At 67.8% G+C, this 18,232-nt stretch carries 21 protein-coding genes and 1 riboswitch; of the genes, 9 read left to right on the top strand and 12 right to left on the bottom strand.

Annotated features, from left to right (window positions below; all coding sequences use genetic code 11):
* Position 1 precedes the first annotated feature (1 nt).
* Positions 2-925 (bottom strand): tRNA (guanosine(46)-N7)-methyltransferase TrmB, encoded by a 924-nt coding sequence (gene trmB / locus ACFVYC_RS05415; protein WP_387547598.1) that lies wholly within the window; start codon positions 923-925, stop codon positions 2-4.
* 51 nt (positions 926-976) lie between these two features.
* Positions 977-1,396 (bottom strand): hypothetical protein, encoded by a 420-nt coding sequence (locus tag ACFVYC_RS05410; protein WP_387547596.1) that lies wholly within the window; start codon positions 1,394-1,396, stop codon positions 977-979.
* A gap of 249 nt (positions 1,397-1,645) precedes the next feature.
* On the opposite strand from ACFVYC_RS05410, the gene ACFVYC_RS05405 reads away from it, so the two are divergent.
* Positions 1,646-2,941, top strand: coding sequence for an MFS transporter (locus tag ACFVYC_RS05405; protein ID WP_387547915.1), 1,296 nt, complete (start codon positions 1,646-1,648; stop codon positions 2,939-2,941).
* A gap of 168 nt (positions 2,942-3,109) precedes the next feature.
* Positions 3,110-4,519 carry an MFS transporter gene (locus tag ACFVYC_RS05400; RefSeq protein WP_387547594.1) on the top strand — a complete coding sequence of 470 codons (1,410 nt, stop codon included), beginning with the start codon at positions 3,110-3,112 and terminating at the stop codon, positions 4,517-4,519.
* A 68-nt stretch (positions 4,520-4,587) separates the two neighbouring features.
* On the opposite strand, the gene ACFVYC_RS05395 is transcribed toward ACFVYC_RS05400, so the two are convergent.
* Positions 4,588-5,349 carry an SAM-dependent methyltransferase gene (locus ACFVYC_RS05395; protein ID WP_387547591.1) on the bottom strand — a complete coding sequence of 254 codons (762 nt, stop codon included), beginning with the start codon at positions 5,347-5,349 and terminating at the stop codon, positions 4,588-4,590.
* A 379-nt stretch (positions 5,350-5,728) separates the two neighbouring features.
* Here ACFVYC_RS05395 and ACFVYC_RS05390 point away from each other — a divergent pair, with 379 nt between their 5' ends.
* Positions 5,729-7,651 (top strand): DEAD/DEAH box helicase, encoded by a 1,923-nt coding sequence (locus tag ACFVYC_RS05390; protein WP_387547589.1) that lies wholly within the window; start codon positions 5,729-5,731, stop codon positions 7,649-7,651.
* 124 nt (positions 7,652-7,775) lie between these two features.
* Here the strand turns inward: ACFVYC_RS05390 and ACFVYC_RS05385 are convergent, their stop codons facing one another.
* The 6 genes from ACFVYC_RS05385 to ACFVYC_RS05360 form a co-directional block, all read right to left on the bottom strand.
* Positions 7,776-8,426 carry an MBL fold metallo-hydrolase gene (locus ACFVYC_RS05385; RefSeq protein WP_387547586.1) on the bottom strand — a complete coding sequence of 217 codons (651 nt, stop codon included), beginning with the start codon at positions 8,424-8,426 and terminating at the stop codon, positions 7,776-7,778.
* A gap of 255 nt (positions 8,427-8,681) precedes the next feature.
* Entirely contained in the window at positions 8,682-9,308 is a 627-nt protein-coding gene (locus tag ACFVYC_RS05380; RefSeq protein ID WP_387547583.1) for a nucleoside/nucleotide kinase family protein, read from the bottom strand.
* 25 nt (positions 9,309-9,333) lie between these two features.
* Positions 9,334-9,717: a DMT family transporter gene (locus ACFVYC_RS05375; protein ID WP_387547912.1), complete on the bottom strand. Its 384-nt coding sequence runs from the start codon at positions 9,715-9,717 to the stop codon at positions 9,334-9,336.
* Positions 9,717-10,040 carry a DMT family transporter gene (locus ACFVYC_RS05370; RefSeq protein ID WP_387547580.1) on the bottom strand — a complete coding sequence of 108 codons (324 nt, stop codon included), beginning with the start codon at positions 10,038-10,040 and terminating at the stop codon, positions 9,717-9,719. Before ACFVYC_RS05370 ends, ACFVYC_RS05375 begins: the two co-directional genes overlap by 1 nt.
* A 9-nt stretch (positions 10,041-10,049) precedes the next feature.
* Positions 10,050-10,115: riboswitch (guanidine-III (ykkC-III) riboswitch) on the bottom strand.
* Positions 10,116-10,257: 142 nt separating this feature from the next.
* Positions 10,258-10,788, bottom strand: a complete 531-nt coding sequence (locus ACFVYC_RS05365; protein ID WP_387547577.1) for a ferritin — start codon at positions 10,786-10,788, stop codon at positions 10,258-10,260.
* Between the two features lie 87 nt (positions 10,789-10,875).
* Entirely contained in the window at positions 10,876-11,451 is a 576-nt protein-coding gene (locus ACFVYC_RS05360) for a HutD family protein (RefSeq protein ID WP_387547574.1), read from the bottom strand.
* 95 nt (positions 11,452-11,546) lie between these two features.
* On the opposite strand from ACFVYC_RS05360, the gene ACFVYC_RS05355 reads away from it, so the two are divergent.
* A complete protein-coding gene (locus tag ACFVYC_RS05355) occupies positions 11,547-12,158 on the top strand; it encodes a phosphoribosylanthranilate isomerase (protein ID WP_387547571.1) in 612 nt (203 codons plus the stop codon).
* A gap of 71 nt (positions 12,159-12,229) precedes the next feature.
* A complete protein-coding gene (locus ACFVYC_RS05350; RefSeq protein ID WP_387547568.1) occupies positions 12,230-12,631 on the top strand; it encodes a YccF domain-containing protein in 402 nt (133 codons plus the stop codon).
* Positions 12,632-12,701: 70 nt separating this feature from the next.
* Here the strand turns inward: ACFVYC_RS05350 and ACFVYC_RS05345 are convergent, their stop codons facing one another.
* The 3 genes from ACFVYC_RS05345 to ACFVYC_RS05335 all read right to left on the bottom strand — a co-directional run bounded on the left by ACFVYC_RS05345 (position 12,702) and on the right by ACFVYC_RS05335 (position 14,859).
* Complete coding sequence (locus tag ACFVYC_RS05345) at positions 12,702-13,088, bottom strand: VOC family protein (RefSeq protein ID WP_387547565.1); 387 nt, start codon at positions 13,086-13,088, stop codon at positions 12,702-12,704.
* Positions 13,089-13,183: 95 nt separating this feature from the next.
* On the bottom strand, positions 13,184-13,993 hold the full coding sequence (locus ACFVYC_RS05340) for a 2-phosphosulfolactate phosphatase (protein ID WP_387547562.1): 810 nt from the start codon (positions 13,991-13,993) through the stop codon (positions 13,184-13,186).
* Positions 13,990-14,859, bottom strand: a complete 870-nt coding sequence (locus ACFVYC_RS05335; protein WP_387547559.1) for a DUF4031 domain-containing protein — start codon at positions 14,857-14,859, stop codon at positions 13,990-13,992. Before ACFVYC_RS05335 ends, ACFVYC_RS05340 begins: the two co-directional genes overlap by 4 nt.
* Positions 14,860-14,975: 116 nt before the next feature.
* Between ACFVYC_RS05335 and ACFVYC_RS05330 the strand changes: the two genes are divergently transcribed.
* Genes ACFVYC_RS05330 through ACFVYC_RS05315 form a run of 4 tightly spaced genes read left to right on the top strand, consistent with a single transcriptional unit; the run spans position 14,976 to position 18,076 of the window.
* Positions 14,976-15,383, top strand: coding sequence for a molybdopterin-binding protein (locus ACFVYC_RS05330; RefSeq protein ID WP_387547557.1), 408 nt, complete (start codon positions 14,976-14,978; stop codon positions 15,381-15,383).
* A 17-nt stretch (positions 15,384-15,400) separates the two neighbouring features.
* The gene (gene modA / locus ACFVYC_RS05325; RefSeq protein WP_387547911.1) at positions 15,401-16,162 is read left to right on the top strand and encodes a molybdate ABC transporter substrate-binding protein; all 762 of its coding nucleotides are present in this window, start codon (positions 15,401-15,403) and stop codon (positions 16,160-16,162) included.
* A gap of 10 nt (positions 16,163-16,172) precedes the next feature.
* On the top strand, positions 16,173-17,021 hold the full coding sequence (locus ACFVYC_RS05320) for an ABC transporter permease (protein ID WP_387547554.1): 849 nt from the start codon (positions 16,173-16,175) through the stop codon (positions 17,019-17,021).
* The gene (locus ACFVYC_RS05315; protein ID WP_387547551.1) at positions 17,018-18,076 is read left to right on the top strand and encodes a sulfate/molybdate ABC transporter ATP-binding protein; all 1,059 of its coding nucleotides are present in this window, start codon (positions 17,018-17,020) and stop codon (positions 18,074-18,076) included. Before ACFVYC_RS05320 ends, ACFVYC_RS05315 begins: the two co-directional genes overlap by 4 nt.
* The last annotated feature ends 156 nt before the right edge of the window (positions 18,077-18,232 follow it).

Genomic DNA, 18,232 nt, shown 5'->3' with positions numbered 1-18,232 from the left:
GCTATTTGCGGCGGTAGCAGAGGTCGAAAATGAGTCGCCCGGCTTCGTGGGCCTTTCCCTCGAAGCTGGTTCGAATCCGGCCCTCGAAGCGCGGCGCCCAGCCGCCCGTTTCGTCCACGCCCTCGTTGGGCCCGGTGTGTTCGGTGCTGACGGGAGCGCGGCCTTCACGGACCGGGGCTCCGCCCACCACCGATTCCACGCCTGACTGCCACACCTGCGTCAGCGGGCTCTCCGGTCCGCGGCGCTCGCCGGTGTGCAGGTTTTCGAAGTCCTTCGAGTCCGCCAGGACGTCACGGACATGGACGGCGTAGTTGGACCAGTCCGTGGCAATCCGCCACAGCCCGCCCTTTTTCACCGCACGGGCGGCGAGGTCTGCAAACTCGGGCTGGATGAGCCGCCGTTTGTGGTGCCGGGACTTGTGCCAGGGGTCGGGAAAGAAGACCCACAGCTCGCTGACGGAACCTTCCGGCAGCATGGTGGCCAGCACTTCCGGCGCGTTGGCCTCCACAACGCGGACGTTGCTCAGCCCGCGGCTGTTGATTTTGATGATCGTGTTCGCGAGCCCGGGGGTGTAGACCTCCACGGCGAGGAAGTCCGTGTCCGGGTTCGCTTCGGCGGCATGGCAGATGGCGTCACCCAGGCCGGAGCCGATCTCGACGATCAGGGGTGCCCTGCGGCCGAATTCCGCCATGGCATCGAACGTGTAATCCGGGTGGACTGACGTATTGGCAACGTGCCGCGGGACATTTACAGCCCACCGTTCGGCATGCAGTTCCCACGCCGCCTGCCGGCGTCCCTGCAGCCGTGTTCCGCGGCGGACGAAGCTGACGGGCCGGCCGCCGTACGTGCCGTAGGAGGCCTGTGTACCGGGGGTCACCGGCCTGGGGACATGCTGCGGCTCGGGGGTTCCTGGGGATTCGCTCATCCGTTCCAGAATACCGGTGCGTGACAACCGGAGGGAGCGGAAGCCGGACAGTCAATAGGCCCGCTGCAGAGACTCGTCAAAGAAACCCGATCCAATCATGAACTGAAGCGTGACGATCAGGCCGAGCAGAAAAAAGATGCCCATGAATGACAGTGATATCACCGCCACCACCCACGCGCCTGATCCGCGCCGGCACGTCCGCAGTGAGGAGCGGGCCAGGGAGACAGAGCTGATTCCTACCAGAAGGGGAAGGCTCCAGAAGAAGACGGGGGCCAGCCAGGTCAGCGGGGTATGGGCGGAGGGGCCGGCTGTCATCAGCATGGTAAATATCCCGATGGGGCCAGTGACGCCGATGCTGATGGGTGCAAGGAAAGCAAGAATCAGGCTTCCGACGGCCCCACGGTCCGTCCCGGTTGACGGCCCCGATGGTTGCAGGGGCGGGTCCGGGCTGGCCGGTTGGACGTTGTTCATGCCCCCAAAGTTAGGACTCACGGCCGGTGTGGCCATAGGCAGCTGTGGCGCTATGTGGATAACTTCGTCCGCCGGTCCGCCGGCCCGCCGGCCCGCCGGCCCGCCGGCCCGCCGGCCCGCTGGCCCGCCTGCCGCCAGCCCGCCTGCAAGATAGGCTCCTGCAAGAATGGGCAGGTGACGGAAGCGACAGACGCGGCGGCGAAGAAGCAGAAGCCCGGGGAGCGGACGGGAAAGCTTCCCCCCGGCCACCTGGCTCAGCCTGACAACGTGGTGGACGCCGAAATTGATGAGCTTCCGGCGCCGGAACCCACCCGGGTGGGAAGCCGGAAAGCCCTGGTGTACCTGGGCTTGTGCCTGGTCCTGATCGGGTTGAACCTGCGCACCGTCTTCTCCAGTTTCTCGGCCGTGCTCCCCGAGATCACCTCCCAGGCTGCCCTGCCAGGCTGGGCAGTGGTGGTGCTGACTACTGTCCCGGTGACGCTGCTGGGAGTGTTCGCTCCCCTGGCCCCGTTCCTGGCACGCCGCTTCGGCGCCGAGCGCGTCCTCCTTGGTGCGATGGTGGTCCTCACCGCGGGGCTCCTGGTCCGCCCTGCCGGGATTCCATGGCTGTCGGTTGGGAGTACGCCGGGGCCGGCGCACCTGCCTGCGCTGCTGGCCGGAACAGCTGCCTGCGGTGCCGCGATTGCCCTGTGCAACGTGCTCCTGCCCGGGGTGGTCAAACGCGACTTCCCGCACAGGCTTGGCTTGATGGGCGGGCTGTACACAACCGCCATCTGTGCCTCGGCCGCGCTGGGAGCCGGATTCACGTACCCGCTGTACACGGCGACGGGGGAGTGGACCCTGGCGCTGTGGTTCTGGGCGCTGCCCGCCGCCGTCGTCCTTGTCCTGTTCCTGCCCGTGGCGGTACGGCAGCACCCCGTCCGGCACCAGGCCGCGCGTGAGGGTGTGAACGTCTGGCGCTCGGCGGTCGCGTGGCAGGTCACGATCTTTATGGTGCTCCAGGCCATGATGTCGTTCAGCGTCTTCGCCTGGCTGGCGCCCATCCTGAGGGAACGGGGTGTGGACGGCGGGACCGCCGGGCTGATCGTGTCCGTCTGCATCGTGCTGCAGATGCTCGGCTCGCTCTTCGCGCCTGCGCTGGCGGCGAGGTTTCGGGACCAGCGCGCCATCAATACGATGGTGGCGCTGATGACCGGCGGGGGTTTCGCGCTGAGCATCTTCGGCCCGCTGGAGCTGGTGTGGGTGTGGGCAGGACTCCTGGGACTGGGGCAGGGGAGCCTCACCGCGGTGGCCCTGACCATGATCATGCTGCGTACCCGGGACGGGCACACCGCCGCGCACCTGTCCGGGATGATGCAGGGCGTGGGCTACGGGCTCGGTTCCACGGGAACTTTGATGGTGGGCCAACTGCACCAGGCCACCGGAACGTTCACAGCGGCCGGCATTCTGTTCCTGGCGGTGGGGCTCCTGGCGGCGGTGTTCGGCTACCGGGCCGGACGGAACCGCTTCGTCGGTGAAACTGACTGGCAGCAGGCGTCGTCATAACCGCTCATAAGCACGGCTGCTGCCAGTCAGTTGGGAAGGGCCACCGGCCGGGCCATCGTCCCCACGGCGGTCACTACTGCCGGCTAGGGCGGTCAGTAGCCCGGGCATTGTCCGTGGGGGCCGCTATGCTGTGGAGCACGTCAAACAGCAACCGATCGGGCCCGAAGCGTGCGCGAGACAACCCTTTCAGCCGCCAACCCCAACGCAGGCATCCTGCAGCGGCCGTACCTGTGGGTGACCATCGGTGCCTGCGCGCTGGTGTTCCTGGCCGCGTTCGAATCCCTTGCGGTGACCACCATCATGCCGGTGGTCAGCCGGGAACTGGGCGGCGCCGGCCTTTACGCCCTGGCTTTTGCGGGTCCGCTGGCAACCGGAGTGATCGGTATGGTCGCGGCCGGGAACTGGTCTGACCGGCGCGGCCCCACTGCTCCGCTCTACGCGTCCGTAGCCTTGTTCGTGATGGGCCTGCTGATCGCGGGCACGGCGGTATCCATGCCCCTGCTGGTGGCGGGCAGGCTGGTGCAGGGGCTGGGCGGTGGCGCCCTGACGGTGGCGCTGTATGTACTCGTGGCCAGAATCTATCCAGCGCTGCTGCACCCCAAAATCTTCGCTGCTTTCTCCGCAGCCTGGGTGATCCCGTCCCTGGTCGGCCCGTTTGCCGCCGGCATCGTGGCGCAGGTTTTGAGCTGGCACTGGGTGTTCCTGGGCGTGGTGGGCCTCGTCGTTCCGGCGCTGGTGATGATAGTGCCGGTGCTGCGGGGGATGCCGTTCGCTGAAGAACCAGGTCCCGGGGAACAAGCGAGGGCCCAGCCTCCTGCCTCGTGGGCACTCGGCCGGCTTGCGTGGGCCACCCTGGCGGCGCTCGCAGTCCTGGGGCTCAACCTCTCGCGGGAGGCCCGCCTCCCCGGGTTCACCGCAGCGCCGGCACTCCTGGCGGTGGCCGCCGTCGTCATCGCCCTTGTGGCCGTGCGCCCACTGGTGCCCCGGGGCACGCTCGCCGCCCGCCGCGGCCTTCCCAGCGTGATTCTGGTGCGCGGGCTGGCCTCTGCCGGGTTCTTCGGCGCCGAGGTTTACCTGCCCTACCTGCTGATTGAGCAGTATGCGTTCCCGCCCACTTTTGCGGGCCTCACCCTCACCGGCGGAGCGCTTGCGTGGGCGGGGGCGGCGGCACTCCAAGGCCGGCTCGGTGGCCGGTTGTCCCACCGCGGCGCCGTCCGGATCGGCTCGTTCATGGTCCTCGGGGCTGTACTCCTGGCGTTGGCGACCACCGCGCTGCACTGGCCGCCCGCCGTCGTCATCGCGGGGTGGGTCCTGGCCGGCGGTGGCATGGGCCTGCTCTATCCGCGGCTGAGCGTGATGACCCTGGCGCTGTCCACCAAGGAAAACGAGGGCTTCAACAGCTCAGCCATGTCCATTTCGGACTCCCTGGGCGGCGCGCTTGCGCTCGCCACCACAGGGATAGTGTTCGCGGCATTTGCGACGACGACGGAATCCTTCGCCGGGGTCTTCGCGCTTGCCGCCGTGCTGGCAGCAGCCGGGGCCGCCATCGCGCCCCGGGTCACGGCCAGATCCCCGTGAGTTTTTTGGACACGCACCACGACGTGGAGGCTGCGGAAGTCCTCATACGTGTCCAACTCCGAGGGAAGTCAGGGCAGCCGGCTGGCCCGGACCACTACGTCGGCGATCGTGGCCTGCTGGCCCTCCGGCCCGGTCACCGGCCGCTCCCGGCTGGTCTGTACTTCCAGCTGCCATTCAGGGCGGTCCAAGCCAAGCTCCCGGACCAGGTCTTCAGCTGTGTAGAACATATCGTCGTGGGTGTGGGCCCCGCCCCAGGGCGGAAGGCGGTGCGGATGGTGGCCCACCACCAGTAAGGTTCCGCCCGGCTTGACCGCCGCCGCGGCTGTTTTGAGCGGCCGCTTCCAGGCGAGCTCCTGGGAGTGCAGGAACTGTGACGTCACGAGCTCGTACGACTCATCAGGCTCCCAGTCCTTGAGATCGGCCTGCTGCCAATGGATGCGGCTGGCGATGGCACCCTCGGCTGCGTGGACGCTTTCCCGCGCCAGGGCGGCCTTCTCGTGTCCGTGCGCCCGTTCCAGTGCTACAGCGGAGACGTCGACGGCGGTCACTGTCCAGCCGTGCTGCGCCAGCCAGATGGCGTCGGCACCTTCGCCGCAGCCGAGGTCCAGTGCGTGTCCCGGCCGCAGCCCGCCCGCTTCCCGGACCAGTTGGGGGTTCGGCTTGCCGCTCCAGATCTGTGGTTTGCTGCGGTATCGCTCGTCCCACAGGGAAGCCGCGTCCCTGATTTCCTGGCCCCCGCTGTCCCCGGAAAGGCCGGGGCCGCCGTCGTGCGTTTCCTGCCGGGAGCCGGGCAGGTTCGATTCATGCCGGTGGGACGCGTGTTCAGTCATGCCTCAACCCTGCCCCGCGCACCGCGTGATGGCAACGCCACCAAGTGGCTGGCATGTAACGCACTCAAAAAGGGGTTTTGACGGCGCCAGCTGCCAGTCAGTTGGGAGGGGGAGGACAAAGGGAGTGCGTGCGGGATGCTAAACTGGTGGAACTTGATGTGCAGTGATGCCCATGTACCCCTTCATTTAGGGGACGGGGCTTTTTTCATGTGAGAGGCACATCCTGCGTCGATGAACGCGTTCCATTTGGTCCCGGCCGCCGCTTTGTATAAGCGGCAGCAGGCCGGTTGATCACCTGAATTTTCTTCGGCGAACCCCCTTGGCCAACCGGCGTCGGGGGCCGATATCCGCACGGATACCGCCTGAAAGACCTTTGACTTTGACTACTTTTGCTGCCCTCGGCACGCCCAAAGCCCTTGCTGACACCCTTACCGCACAGGGAATCACTGAGCCGTTCCCCATCCAGGTGAAGACCCTCCCTGACACCCTGTCCGGACGCGACGTCCTGGGCCGCGGCCGCACCGGCTCCGGCAAGACCATCGCCTTCGCCATCCCGCTTGTGGCACGCCTGGCCGAGCGCGAAGCCAAGCATTTCCGCAAGCCCGGCCGGCCCATGGGCCTGGTCCTTGCACCCACCCGCGAGCTGGCCACCCAGATCAACGCCACCATCGAGCCGCTGGCAAAGGCCGCCGGCCTGAACACCACCGTGATCTACGGCGGCATCTCCCAGGCCCGCCAGGAAAAGGCGCTGCGTGCAGGCGTTGACATTGTCATCGCCTGCCCCGGCCGCCTCGAGGACCTGATCCGCCAGCGCATCCTCACCCTCGAAGCCGTGGAAATCACCGTCCTGGACGAGGCCGACCACATGGCTGACCTTGGCTTCCTGCCCGTGGTGAAGAAGCTCATGGACATGACCCCCAGCCAGGGCCAGCGCCTGCTCTTCTCCGCCACCCTGGACAACGGCGTGGACAAGATCGTCCAGCGCTACCTGTCCAACCCGCTGACCCACTCCGTGGACGATCCGCAGGCAGCGGTCACCACCATGGAGCACCACGTCCTGGTGGTCAACGACCAGACCGTCAAGAAGCAGCTGATCGTGGAGCTCGCCTCCGGCGCCGGCCGCCGCGTCCTCTTTATGCGGACCAAGCACCACGCCCGCAAGCTGGCTAAGACCCTCACCGACGCCGGGATCCCCGCCGTCGACCTGCACGGCAACCTGTCGCAGAACGCCCGCGACCGCAACCTCGCTGAGTTCTCCTCAGGTGACGTGCGCGTCCTGGTGGCCACCGACGTCGCAGCCCGAGGCGTGCACGTGGACGACGTCGAACTGGTGATCCACGTTGACCCGCCCACAGAGCACAAGGCTTACCTGCACCGCTCCGGCCGTACGGCCCGGGCCGGTTCCGACGGCACCGTTGTTACACTGACTCTTCCCGAGCAGCAGACCGACGTGAAGAAGCTGATGAAGGCCGCAGGCGTCGAGGTCAACTTCGAGCGCGTGACCGCCGGTTCGCCCATCGTCGCCGAGCTCGTGGGCGAAATGGCCGAGAAGATCGACCCCCGCACCCGCGCAGCATTGCTGGCCAAAAAAGCCGCCCAGCAGGGTGGCGGCACTTCCACCGGTGCCAACGCCGAGCGCAAGCGCGCCCGCCGCCAGGCTGCACCCACCGCCGGTGGACGCGGCGGCCGCGGTGGACGTGGCCGGGTCTCCGCCGAACCCACGCGCACCGATATTCCGCGTGCCGAGCGCCGCGCAGCAGCTTTCGAAGGCCGCACCGAAGCCCGGGCAGCATTCGACCGCGTCAGCGAGCAGAACGAGGACCGCGCCATCGCAGCAGCGGCTGCCCGCCGCAACGCCCGTGGCCGCGGCACCGCTTCCACCCACAGCAACGACGTCCCCGCAGCAGGTGGCCGTGCATCGGCCGGCCGCGGTTCGGACGGCCGTGCATCTGAGGGTCGCAGCGATTCCCGAATCACGCGCAGTGACGCTCCCCGCGGCGGCACCGGCCGCCCGGCTTCCTCAGGCCGTCCCGCTTCCTCCGGCGGCCAGCGCAACGGCCGCCCGGCAACCGGCCAGCGTGCCGCAGCGGGTGCCGGTGCAGGCGCCCGGACCGGCGGCGGTTCACGCTCAGCCGGTGCTGGTGCAGCCAGCGGTGGCAACAAGGCTGTCTGGTCCTCCAACACGGGTGGAACCTCCGGCGGATCCTACTCCGCGGGCAACGGCGGCGGCTCAGGCCGTCCCGCGCGCAGCGGTCCCCGCCGTGCTTCCGCTCCGGCGTCCAACGAACGCCGCAGCCGCTAAAGGTTACGCGTTTTTCGCCGCGCAAATTAGCTGGCGATAGTCAAATTCCCGGGCGCTACGGATATATCACCAGCGCCCGGGATTTTGCCCAGCGCCGATCACCACGCGCAGCGCCCCCGGAGCGCTACCAGCCGCGGGCGCGCCACTGCTCAAGGTGCGGCCGCTCGGCACCCAGGGTGGTTGGCTTGCCGTGGCCAGGGTGTACGACGGCGGAGTCCGGGTAGGCGCCGAACAGCCGCTCGCTCACGTCGGTGATCAGCTGGGTGAACCGCTCCGGATCCTTCTGGGTGTTGCCCACGCCGCCGGGAAACAGCGAGTCGCCGGAGAAGATGTGGGTGGGCCCTTCCGGGTCCTGGTACACAAACGCAATCGAGCCAGGGGTGTGTCCGCGCAGGTGCACAGCCGTCAGCTCACAGCCGTCCACGGCAACGGAATCCCCGTGCTCAAGGGGACGGTCCAGCGCCACAGGCAACGCGTCGGCGTCGTCCTTTCCTGCAGCGGTGGCCGCACCCGTGGCCGCCGTCAGCTCCTTCAGCGCGCGGACGTGGTCCCAGTGCTGGTGGGTGGTGGCAATCAGGGCCAGCCGGGGTTCAACGGATGCGTCCGCGGAGGAATCCCGCAGGAGCTGCTGGATGGCCGGCAGGTCATCCGCGGCGTCGATCAGCACCTGCTCGCCGCTCGCTTTCGCGGTCAACAGGTACACGTTGTTGTCCATCCCGCTGACGGAAATCCGGCGGATGGTCAGGGCAGGCAGGTCGTACAGAAGTGAGTCCATAGGTTTCAGTCTAGGGACGCCGCTGCATGTCCCCGCTTCCTCGCGGCCGCCGCAATGAGGTGGACCGTGGGGGCATCTGCCGACTCCCGGGCAGCCACCCCTGACAGCCCCGGGTGCTTCACCTTGCTGCACAAGCTCCGCCATGGCCTCCACGGTTTCCGCAATCGGAACGCGGAGGTCACGGCGGTGCATGCAGTAGAGATCGAATCTGCCCCGGGGCATCCGGGCAGCCATTTGCCGGCTGAATTCCGGGGTCTACAGCCAGTGGATGAGCCGGTCCGCTGCCGGACGCGTCGCCTGGATCCGTACCGCGTTGGCCTCGTCCGGGCCCGCGGCCCAGGCTTCTCTCGCGGCCCGGTCCATGCCGAATGACATGTGCCGTGCCGCGAGACGCTGGAGCCGCAACGTTTGAGCGGTTTCTACAAACCAGACCTCATCCAGCTGCGCCCGGATGTCCTTCCAGGGTTCCTGCTCCACCAGCAGGTAGTTGCCCTCGGTGATCACCAGCGGAACCTCCGCCGGGATCGCGATGGACGCCGCAACGGGTTCATCCAGGGTGCGCCGGAACTCAGGGGCGTAAACGACCGGCTCATCCCGGCGGACCAGGCGCCGCAGCAGCGACAGGTACCCGCCGGCGTCGAACGTGTCGATGGCTCCCTTGCGCAGCCGCAAGGGTGTGCCCTCGATGATGGCGTTGCCCAGGTGGTAGCCGTCCATGGGCACCACCACGGCCAGCCCGGGCTCGAACTGTTGCTGCAGCCACGCAGCCAAAGTGGACTTTCCGGAACCCGGTGCACCGGCGATGCCCAAGAGTATCCGCCGGCCGCCGTGCAGCGTTTGCCGCAGGGCGGCGACAGCCTCTGTGATCTCGGGGGAATCCATGGCAAAAGCCTAAACTGCACGGGGCTTAGCGGGTGGCAGCGGAAGTGGCCGAAGGCTCGGGCTCGGGGGAGTCGGCGCCGCCCGGGAGCACTTTCAGCCCGGCCGCACAGCCGACGATCCCGGCAATGAACAGCACCTTGAGCACGCTGAACGGTTCCACGCCGGTGGCCATCGCCCAGCCCACCGTCAGCGCCGCCCCGATCCCCACCCACACTGCATAGGCGGTGCCCAGCGGAATGCTGCGGATGGCCATACCCAGGCCCAGCATGCTCAGGGCAGCCGTCACCGCGAAAACCAGGGTAGGCATGGGTTTTGTGAAGCCGTCGGACAGGCCAAGGGCGGTAGCCCAAACGGCCTCCAGAACGGCCGAGGCCAGCAGCACCAGCCATGGAATCGAACGCCGCCGCATCACGCCACCACCTTCAGGCCCACCACGCACGCGGCGATGCCGGAGAGCAGGAGGAGGCGTGCCGCCGTCGGGCGTTCCACCTTGGTGACGATGGCGTACGCGGAGGTCAGCACCACGCCCACACCCACCCAGACGGCGTAGGCCGTGCCGGTGGGGATGGACTGCATGGCGATTGCCAGGCCGCCGGTGCTGGCAGCGACGGAGACCAGGAACAACACGGCGGGGGCGATGCGGCGCCGGCCGGACGCCTGGAAGGCGCGGTGCAGCGCTGCGGCCCACACGGCCTCAAGGGCGCCGGAAAAAATGAGTATTAACCACGACATGACAGATCCTTTGGCCAGTCTTGTCGCGTGCCGGGTACTGAACCGTCGTCCGGAGGCTCCCACGCGGAGCCCTGGCTTCCAGCGTAGCAACGCCCGACGCCGGCCGGCCACCGATGGTGCCCAACTTCACCATCTGCACGGCAAACAGGTAGCGCCAAGTGTCGTCGTGAGGCGCCAAAGCGACACGTGGCCCTACCTGGATGGGGCCGGGCGGACGTTAGAGCGCGCCGCCGGCAGCTTCCGGGGCGGCGGAGTCGCGGCCGCCGTCGCCGATGGTTTCCCGGGCGATAAAGTTTTCGATGTCGAACAGGTTGTCAGCGCGCTCGGCGATGTTCAGAAGCGTGGTCATGGACGCGACTTCCTCCACCTGCTCCTTCAGGAACCAGAGCATAAACTGCTCGCCGAGTGCGTCGTTCTCGCCGCGGGCGGCACGGAAGAGGTCCTCGATGTTGCCCGTGACTTCCTTTTCCTGCTGCAGTGCCAGGGCCAGCGGCTCGGTGACGGACGCGAAGTCGTTGCGGACGGCGGGGACGCCGGGAATGGTGAAGGGGATGTTCCGGTCCAGCATGTACTGCACCATCATCATGGCGTGGTTCCGCTCCTCCACGGACTGGCGGTAGAAGTACTTGGCCAGCTGGGGGAGGTCCTGGTTGGCAAACCACGTGGCTACGGCAATGTACTGCTGGGATGCCGTGAATTCGTTGCCGATCTGGGTGGACAGGAGCGCATTGAAAGATGAAGTGGTCATAGCCCGAGTTTAGGGACGGCCGCGGGGAGAGACCAGTGTGGAAAGGCTCTGCTTTCCAAAGGCGAGGCTGTCCTATTCGTTGCCGGCTTAATCCACGACCGGATCGATTGAGACGACGGCCAGGAAGCCGCGGCCCAGGACATCGGGGGTGTCGACGTCGGAGCCCACCACGGCGTCGTACCGCGCCAGGGTTTCGGGTTCCTGCGTCCCCACACCGGCGGTGGCCTGCCCCTGGAGCAGAATCCCCAGCTGGCCTTCGAAAATCGGCTTCGCGCGCTTTTTCGAAAGTTCGATGATGGACGTGAAGCCCTTGAAACCTCCGGTCCGTGTGATGACGTTGAGGTTCCGGATATCGCCCGTCGGCAGGGACCCCTGTGTCTGGGCTCCGCCCGGGAAACGGAAAGGACGGTACTTCTCCAGTGGATGGTCCGCGCCGTCCACGGTCAGGAGCAGGAGTTCGCCCTCGACTACCGTCAGCATTCGCTCCATCCCGGGGAACGGGGAGAAGTCACCGGCCTTGCTGACGTCCGCGATGCTGACCCGCCAGTCCCAGTCCCCGTCAGGTGTCGAGGAGGCCTTGGGCTGGCTGGCCAGCTGGCGGGTCACCCCGCCCCTGTTGCGCCAGGGCTCGGGCTTGAGGTCTGCAAAGCGGATGATCTCCATCTGCCCAGCCTAATTGCCGCGGGTGCCTCCGCGTCGCAGCCTTCCTGCTACTCTCCTCCGGGGGGAATACACAAAACAGCCTCTAGGAGCCGGGAATGTTTGTAAAAGTGTGTGGTCTCAGTACGCCCGAATCCGTCCGTGAAGCGGTGGACGCCGGGGCGGACGCGGTCGGTTTCGTCCTCACCGCAAGCCCCCGTGTCGTCTCGCCGTCCCAGGCGTCGGCGTTGCTGGTGGAGGTACCTGCGGGAGTCTCGCCCATCGGCGTCTTCCGCCACGAACCCGTGGCCGATGCCGTGGCCATCGCCCGCGCTGCCGGGCTGGAATGGATCCAGCTGCACGGCCCGCGCTCGCGCCAGGACGTAGCAACAGTGCACGACGCCGGCATGAAGCTGATCAGGGCAGTCACCATGGGAGCCGCTCCAGGCGAATTCGAAGACTGGGGCGAGGACCTTCTGCTGATCGACGCCGCGGTGCCCGGCTCGGGTGAGGCCTGGGACTACGCCTCGGTGGCCGCGCTGCCCGCACTGCAGGGACGCCACTGGCTGCTGGCCGGCGGGCTCGACCCTCATAATGTCCGTACCGCTTCCACGGCCGCCAGGGCCTGGGGCGTGGACGTGTCTTCCGGCGTCGAGGCGTCCCGGGGCGTCAAGGACCTGGCCAAGGTGCGCGCCTTCGTGCACGCCGCGAAAAGCGCCGCAGCGGATTAGCAGCTGATTTCAGGGGCCGGTCAGGGCAGGCCCCCATCCTTTTGTCAGGGCCTCCGGGGCACAATGGACGAATGAAGACACTGCTCAACATCATCTGGCTGGTTTTCGGCGGATTCTGGCTTGCCCTGGGCTATTTCGTAGCCGGCGTTATCTGCTGCCTGCTGATCGTCACCATCCCGTGGGGCATCGCCTCGTTCCGGATTGCGGAGTACACGCTGTGGCCCTTCGGCCGGACGGTGGTGGACAAACCCGGCGGCACAGGAGTTTTTTCGCTGCTGGGCAACGTGATCTGGCTCCTGGTGGCGGGCATCTGGATCGCCATCGGCCACGTGGTCACTGCCTTTGCCATGGCCGTTACCATCATCGGCATCCCGCTGGCCATTGCGAACCTGAAGCTCATCCCGGTGTCCCTGATGCCCCTGGGCAAACAGATTGTGCCCACCAATGCGCCGTTCGTCACCGCCTACCCGTAAACCGGCGCCCAGCGAAACAGAGGCGCCGCGGAACAGGGACGCTGCGGATCAAGGGCGGCGGGAAGCCCGTTCAGCTCTCCGACTCTTCGGGCTGAAGTGCCCGCAGGACGCAGAACTCGTTGCCGTCCGGATCCGCCAGCACCACCCAGGTGACCTCCGGCCCCTGGCCGACAGAGACACGCCGGGCGCCAAGACCCTCAAGCCTGGCGACCTCCGCGTCCCGGTCCTGGGGCCGCAGGTCCAGGTGAAGCCGGTTCTTGATCTCCTTGCGCTCGGGCACTTTGAGGAAGAGCAGGTCGGGGGCTGCCCCTTCCTCGGGGCTGCCGGCCGGCGGCTCCAGCACAATCTCGTCGTCCGCCTCGAAGGTCCGGCGCCACCCCAGCGCCTTCTCCCAGAAGTCTGCGGGCACTTTCGGATCTGTCGAATCAATGCAAAGGGACTGGATGCGCAGCGTCATCCGAGCAGTCTTACATCCATGGACGACGCCGGTAAAGGCTTAGCCGGCAGGTATTCCCGGCGGCGGGCGCACCACCCGCCAGCGCATCCTAACCTTCAGCGGGGGCTGAATGCGCCGTCCACCAGGAGGGCCACCACGCCGCTGTCGTCCAGCTCCGCGGCGATATCGACGTCGGCCGCGTAGCCCGCGCCGGCCAGCTCCCGGCCACTGGAACAGCCGTGCAGCATCTCCCGGAGCCGCGGCTCGGCGGCCTCAAAGACTGCCAAGGCTGCCACGGCCTCCGGTGAGTAACCGTGCCTGCCGTCCTCGGGCTCGTAGCCGCCCTTTCCTGCGGCTACCAGGCCGGCGATGAACGCGCCTGCCCCGATTTGGTCCTCCACGGCGGGGCGGAGGGTGCCGTCAGGCCAGCGCTCCCCGGCAGCGATCACGGCGATCACGGCGTCCTCAGGGAGGTTGGCCGCCACCCAGTCCGCTGTTGCAGCCGCGTTGCGCAGGGACACGGCCGCTACCAGCGTGACCTCGCCCGCCAGCTCATGGCACAGCGCGGAACCGTTCGGGGATGGCAGCACCACCCGCTCCAGCGACGGAGCAGCCCGGATGCTGGCAGGGGAGAGGCTCAGCCCGCCGCCGTCGCGGGGACCGGCCAGCTGGGCGCCGTGGTGGGCGGCGAATCCTTCGGCGCCGGTGTCCTTCCAAGGGAAGGGAAAAACCACGGCGCCCCGGTCCAGGGCGACGCTGACGCAGGTGCTGAAGGACAGGATGTCCACCACCACGGCGAGGTCCGCCCCGGACGTTACTGTCCTGGCGCCGTCGAGCCCCCACTCCAGCCGCACTGCGTAGGGCAGCTGCCGGTGGGCTGCACTCGCCGTCAGCGTGTGCAGGGGGTTTGAGCCGGGTGCGTTCACGCGAGTTCGCCTTTCAGGTTCCGGCGGGCCGCGTCCAGCCACAGCTCCCGGGCCCGGCCGCTGTGGAACAGCGGGTCGAGTTCCAGCAGGTGGCGTACGACGGCGGAACGCCCGGCGGCGAAGTCAGCGTCACCGATGTGGGCATAATCCTGGCGGACGTCCGCCACGTACCTCGCGTACTCGCCAGGTTCGCCGCCCAGAACTGACAGGTCAGCGTCGCAGAGGAGCGCGCCGTCGTGGTCCCCCGGCCCGGGGCGGTGGTCCGAGGTCAGCCGCACCAGCCGGGCCACCTCAGCCACCTCTGTTTCCGGAAGGCCGGCGTGCTGCAGCCGGTCCTCCGCGAGGCGGGCCGATTCTTCCTCGTCCTTGCCCGCCACACCCCGGTAAACGGCGTCGTGGAACCAGGCAGCCAGCAGCACGGTGCGGGGAGGATCAACGGGATCGGTAAGCAAATCCAGGGATTCCAGCACCGAGAGCAGATGGGTGCAGCCGTGGTACCGGCGGTGCGGCTCACTCCACCGTTCCAGGAGGTCGAGGAAGAGCGCGTCGTGGCCGGGCATGATGGCGTCCCACCGGTTGAACAGCGGAACCTTGAGCGACTTGTTCCGCTGCCGGGCAGGGATCCGCAGGCCGCTGGCGATCAGCTTGCGGACCAGGACCCGGGCCTCCACCGGGATGGCTCCTGCCGCCACCAGGTCATCGAAGCGGCGTTCCGCGACGTCGTAGTGGTCGCCGTCGAAAGCGCGCTCGGGAATGCCTGCGGCCGCCGCGAACGCGTGCAGTTCCGCCAGCGACAGGTCCGACACCAAGTGCGAAAAGTGTGTCCCGTGGGCAGGCCAGAGTGGCGGGTCAATGTAGATGGCCATGGGGGAAGTCTAGACCGCTGCCAGCCGGAATCGGAGCCGCAGCCGCGGGGGACTAGATTCCGTATACGCGTCGCCGAGCCCCTCTTGCATCCGCATCTGCGCCTTATACTGGCGTCATGACGATTATCCGCGTTGCCGAGGCTGCCCGGTTCCTGGGCGTCAGCGACGATACCGTGCGCCGCTGGATGGACAACGGATCCCTCACCCCCGTGAAGGACGACGGCGGCCGGCTCGCCGTGGACGGGCTGGAGCTGGCCCGGCATGCGCAGAAGCTTGCGCAGCTTCCGGACGATCCGCACCGTACCGGAAGCTCCGCACGGAACCGATTTGTGGGGCTGGTCACCGCCATCACAGCGGACAAGGTGATGGCGCAGGTGGAGCTGCAGTGCGGACCGTTCCGGGTGGTGTCGCTGATGAGCAGCGAGGCGGTGCGGGAGCTGAAGCTGGAACCCGGCTCCGTGGCCACAGCGGTGGTCAAGGCCACCACCGTCATCATTGAAACACCGCAGGGCAAGGCGCTGTGACATTGAACCGGAAACTGATGGCTTTGCTGCCGGCGGTCCTGATGGCGGCCACGCTGGCGGCCTGCGGTAGCGGCGGCCAGGCCGCGGGCAGCGGCAGCGGCGGGACACTCACCGTCTTCGCCGCGGCCTCACTCAAGGCCACTTTCACGGAACTGGCACAGACGTTCGAGAACCGTCATCCGGGCACCAGCGTCACCCTTAGTTTCGCCGGATCAGCGGATCTGGCCTCCCAGGTCAATCAGGGCGCACCGGCCGATGTCTTCGCCTCTGCCGACACCAGGAACATGGAAAAGCTTCAGGAAGCAGGGCTGGTGGACGGCGAACCCCGGGTCTTCGCCACCAACACGCTTGCCATCGCAGTCCCGCCCGGAAACCCGGCCGGCATCCGCTCCTTCGCGGACCTCGGCACACCGGGAATCCGGCTGGTGCAGTGTGCCCGGCAAGTGCCGTGCGGCGCTGCCGCGGCCGCCGTCGAACAACACACCGGGGTGGACCTCGCCCCGGTCAGCGAGGAAAACTCGGTGACGGATGTGCTGGGTAAAGTCATCTCAGGGGAAGCCGACGCCGGGCTGGTCTATGCCACTGACGTCCAGTCCGCGGCGGGCAAGGTGGAGCGGGTTCCCTTCCCTGAAGCCTCCGGCGCCGTCAACAGCTACCCGGCGGCCGTACTGTCCGGCAGCCGGAACAGCGAAGCTGCGCGCGCTTTTCTCGAACTGCTGGCCAGCCCCGAAGGCCAGCAAGTCCTGGCGGCTGCCGGCTTCGGCAGTGGTCAGCATTAGGAGGCACAGCGTGAACCGGCAGGCCTACAGCGGCGTTCCGCGTTGGATCCATGCGGTGGCGCTCCTGGCCGCACTGGTGGTGGTCCTGCCGCTGATCGCCATGGTCGCAAGGGTCAACTGGGCAAACTTCCTTCCGCTGGTCTCCTCGGAATCTGCCCTGTCGGCCCTGGGGCTGAGCCTGCGGACTTCCGCTGCGAGCACCGCCCTGTGCATCGTGCTCGGGGTGCCGCTGGCGCTGGTCCTGGCCAGGGGCAGGTTTCCGTTGCAAGGGCTGCTGCGCTCGCTGGTGCTGCTCCCGCTGGTGTTGCCGCCGGTGGTGGGCGGCATCGCGCTCCTTTACACGTTTGGCCGCCAGGGACTCCTGGGCAGCACCCTGGAAGTTTTTGGACTTCAAATTGCCTTCTCCACCACGGCCGTTGTCCTGGCGCAGACCTTCGTGGCAATGCCGTTCCTGGTGGTAAGCCTCGAAGGCGCCCTGCGGACCGGCGGCGAACGGTACGAAGCCGTGGCGGCCACCCTCGGCGCCTCGCCCGGACGGGTGTTCCGCCGCGTCACCCTGCCGCTGGTGCTGCCCGGGCTGGCCTCGGGTGCCGTGCTCTCCTTTGCCCGCAGCCTGGGTGAGTTCGGCGCCACCCTGACGTTCGCGGGCAGCCTTCAAGGGGTGACCCGGACCCTGCCGCTGGAAATCTACCTGCAGCGTGAAACTGACCCGGACGCCGCCGTCGCACTTTCCCTGGTGCTGGTGGCCGTGGCGGTCGCCGTGGTGTCGCTGGCCTACCGGCGGCCCGGCGGCGGTGGGCCGCGCGCTTCCGCCTCGCGGCCGACGACGGCTGCCGCACCGGGCGGGGCCGCGGCGTGACGTTCAGCATCGAGGCAGCCGTGGCGGAGCGGGGATTCGACGTCGCCCTGACGGTGGGTCCCGGCGAGACGGTAGCCGTGATGGGTCCGAACGGCGCGGGAAAATCGACGCTGCTGTCCATCATCGCGGGCCTCCTTCGGCCGGACAGCGGCCGTGCAGAACTTAGCGGGAAGGCGCTTTTTGATCTTTCGCCGGGCAGGAGCAGATGGACGCCGCCGCATCACCGCGGCACCGCACTGCTCGCCCAGGAACCCCTGTTGTTCCCCCACCTGAACGCCCTTGAAAATGTGGCCTTTGGCCCACGGAGTGCCGGGGCCACCAGGCAACAGGCGAAATCGGAAGCAGTCCGCTGGCTGGCTGAGGTGGAAGCGCAGGACCTCCAGGGCCGCCGTCCGGCGGAACTTTCCGGCGGCCAGGCCCAGCGGGTTGCGGTAGCCAGGGCGCTCGCTGCGGATCCGGGGCTTCTCCTCCTGGACGAGCCGATGGCCGCCCTCGACATCCACTCCGCCCCACTGCTGCGCCGCCTGCTGAAGCGGGTCCTTGCTGGCAGGCCGGCCATTATCATCACCCACGACGTCCTGGACGCGCTGATGCTGGCGGACCGCGTGGTCATCCTGGAAGACGGCAGAATCTCGGAAGAAGGGCCAACCCGCGAGGTACTCGAGAGGCCCCGCAGCCCATTCGCCGCGGGGCTGGCGGGGCTGAACCTGATTCCCGGGATCCTCACCGCCGACGGGCTCAGAACTGCTGGCGGCCAGGCCATCGCGGGCCACGTCGAGGACCCCGGTCCGGCAAGGGAGGGGGATCCCGCAGCGGTGGCCGTGTTCCCGCCGTCGGCCGTTTCCGTATTCCTCGACGACGCCCACGGCAGTCCCCGCAACTACTTTGAGGTGACCATCACGGACCTCGAGCCGCACGGCGACCTCATCCGGGTACGGGCGGGGAGGCTTGCTGCGGACATTACTCCGGCCGCTTCCGCGGACCTCGGCCTGGTCCCCGGCCTGACCGTGTACTTCGTGGTCAAGGCAACGGCGGTCGCCGTCTACCGGGCTTGATCCAACAGGCGCTTCAGAAGGCCCGCGCCAATTACAAGTTCTGTCATGTCTCGTGACAACCATCGCATTTGTCTGTAAGTCCCCGATGGGGGATGGCAAATCCTGTCGCCGCCCGTCCATCGGATCTGTCCCCGCGGGCCGCACAACGGAGCCGTG

It is taken from the genome of Pseudarthrobacter sp. NPDC058329, assembly GCF_042879835.1.
Classification (GTDB): Bacteria; Actinomycetota; Actinomycetes; order Actinomycetales; family Micrococcaceae; genus Arthrobacter.
The sequence above is the reverse complement of the archived record's forward strand: the minus strand, read 5'-3'. Positions and strand labels throughout refer to the sequence as shown.

Excerpts from the sequence above, each read along its gene's own strand:
- ACFVYC_RS05395 (WP_387547591.1), bottom strand. The coding sequence starts at position 5,349 with ATGACTGAACACGCGTCCCACCGGCATGAATCGAACCTGCCCGGCTCC.
- ACFVYC_RS05410 (WP_387547596.1), bottom strand. The coding sequence starts at position 1,396 with ATGAACAACGTCCAACCGGCCAGCCCGGACCCGCCCCTGCAACCATCG.
- ACFVYC_RS05385 (WP_387547586.1), bottom strand. The coding sequence starts at position 8,426 with ATGGACTCACTTCTGTACGACCTGCCTGCCCTGACCATCCGCCGGATT.
- ACFVYC_RS05380 (WP_387547583.1), bottom strand. The coding sequence starts at position 9,308 with ATGGATTCCCCCGAGATCACAGAGGCTGTCGCCGCCCTGCGGCAAACG.
- ACFVYC_RS05360 (WP_387547574.1), bottom strand. The coding sequence starts at position 11,451 with ATGGAGATCATCCGCTTTGCAGACCTCAAGCCCGAGCCCTGGCGCAAC.
- ACFVYC_RS05365 (WP_387547577.1), bottom strand. The coding sequence starts at position 10,788 with ATGACCACTTCATCTTTCAATGCGCTCCTGTCCACCCAGATCGGCAAC.
- modA (WP_387547911.1), top strand. The coding sequence starts at position 15,401 with ATGGCTTTGCTGCCGGCGGTCCTGATGGCGGCCACGCTGGCGGCCTGC.
- ACFVYC_RS05345 (WP_387547565.1), bottom strand. The coding sequence starts at position 13,088 with ATGACGCTGCGCATCCAGTCCCTTTGCATTGATTCGACAGATCCGAAA.
- ACFVYC_RS05355 (WP_387547571.1), top strand. The coding sequence starts at position 11,547 with ATGTTTGTAAAAGTGTGTGGTCTCAGTACGCCCGAATCCGTCCGTGAA.
- ACFVYC_RS05370 (WP_387547580.1), bottom strand. The coding sequence starts at position 10,040 with ATGTCGTGGTTAATACTCATTTTTTCCGGCGCCCTTGAGGCCGTGTGG.
- ACFVYC_RS05330 (WP_387547557.1), top strand. The coding sequence starts at position 14,976 with ATGACGATTATCCGCGTTGCCGAGGCTGCCCGGTTCCTGGGCGTCAGC.
- ACFVYC_RS05375 (WP_387547912.1), bottom strand. The coding sequence starts at position 9,717 with ATGCGGCGGCGTTCGATTCCATGGCTGGTGCTGCTGGCCTCGGCCGTT.
- trmB (WP_387547598.1), bottom strand. The coding sequence starts at position 925 with ATGAGCGAATCCCCAGGAACCCCCGAGCCGCAGCATGTCCCCAGGCCG.
- ACFVYC_RS05350 (WP_387547568.1), top strand. The coding sequence starts at position 12,230 with ATGAAGACACTGCTCAACATCATCTGGCTGGTTTTCGGCGGATTCTGG.
- ACFVYC_RS05335 (WP_387547559.1), bottom strand. The coding sequence starts at position 14,859 with ATGGCCATCTACATTGACCCGCCACTCTGGCCTGCCCACGGGACACAC.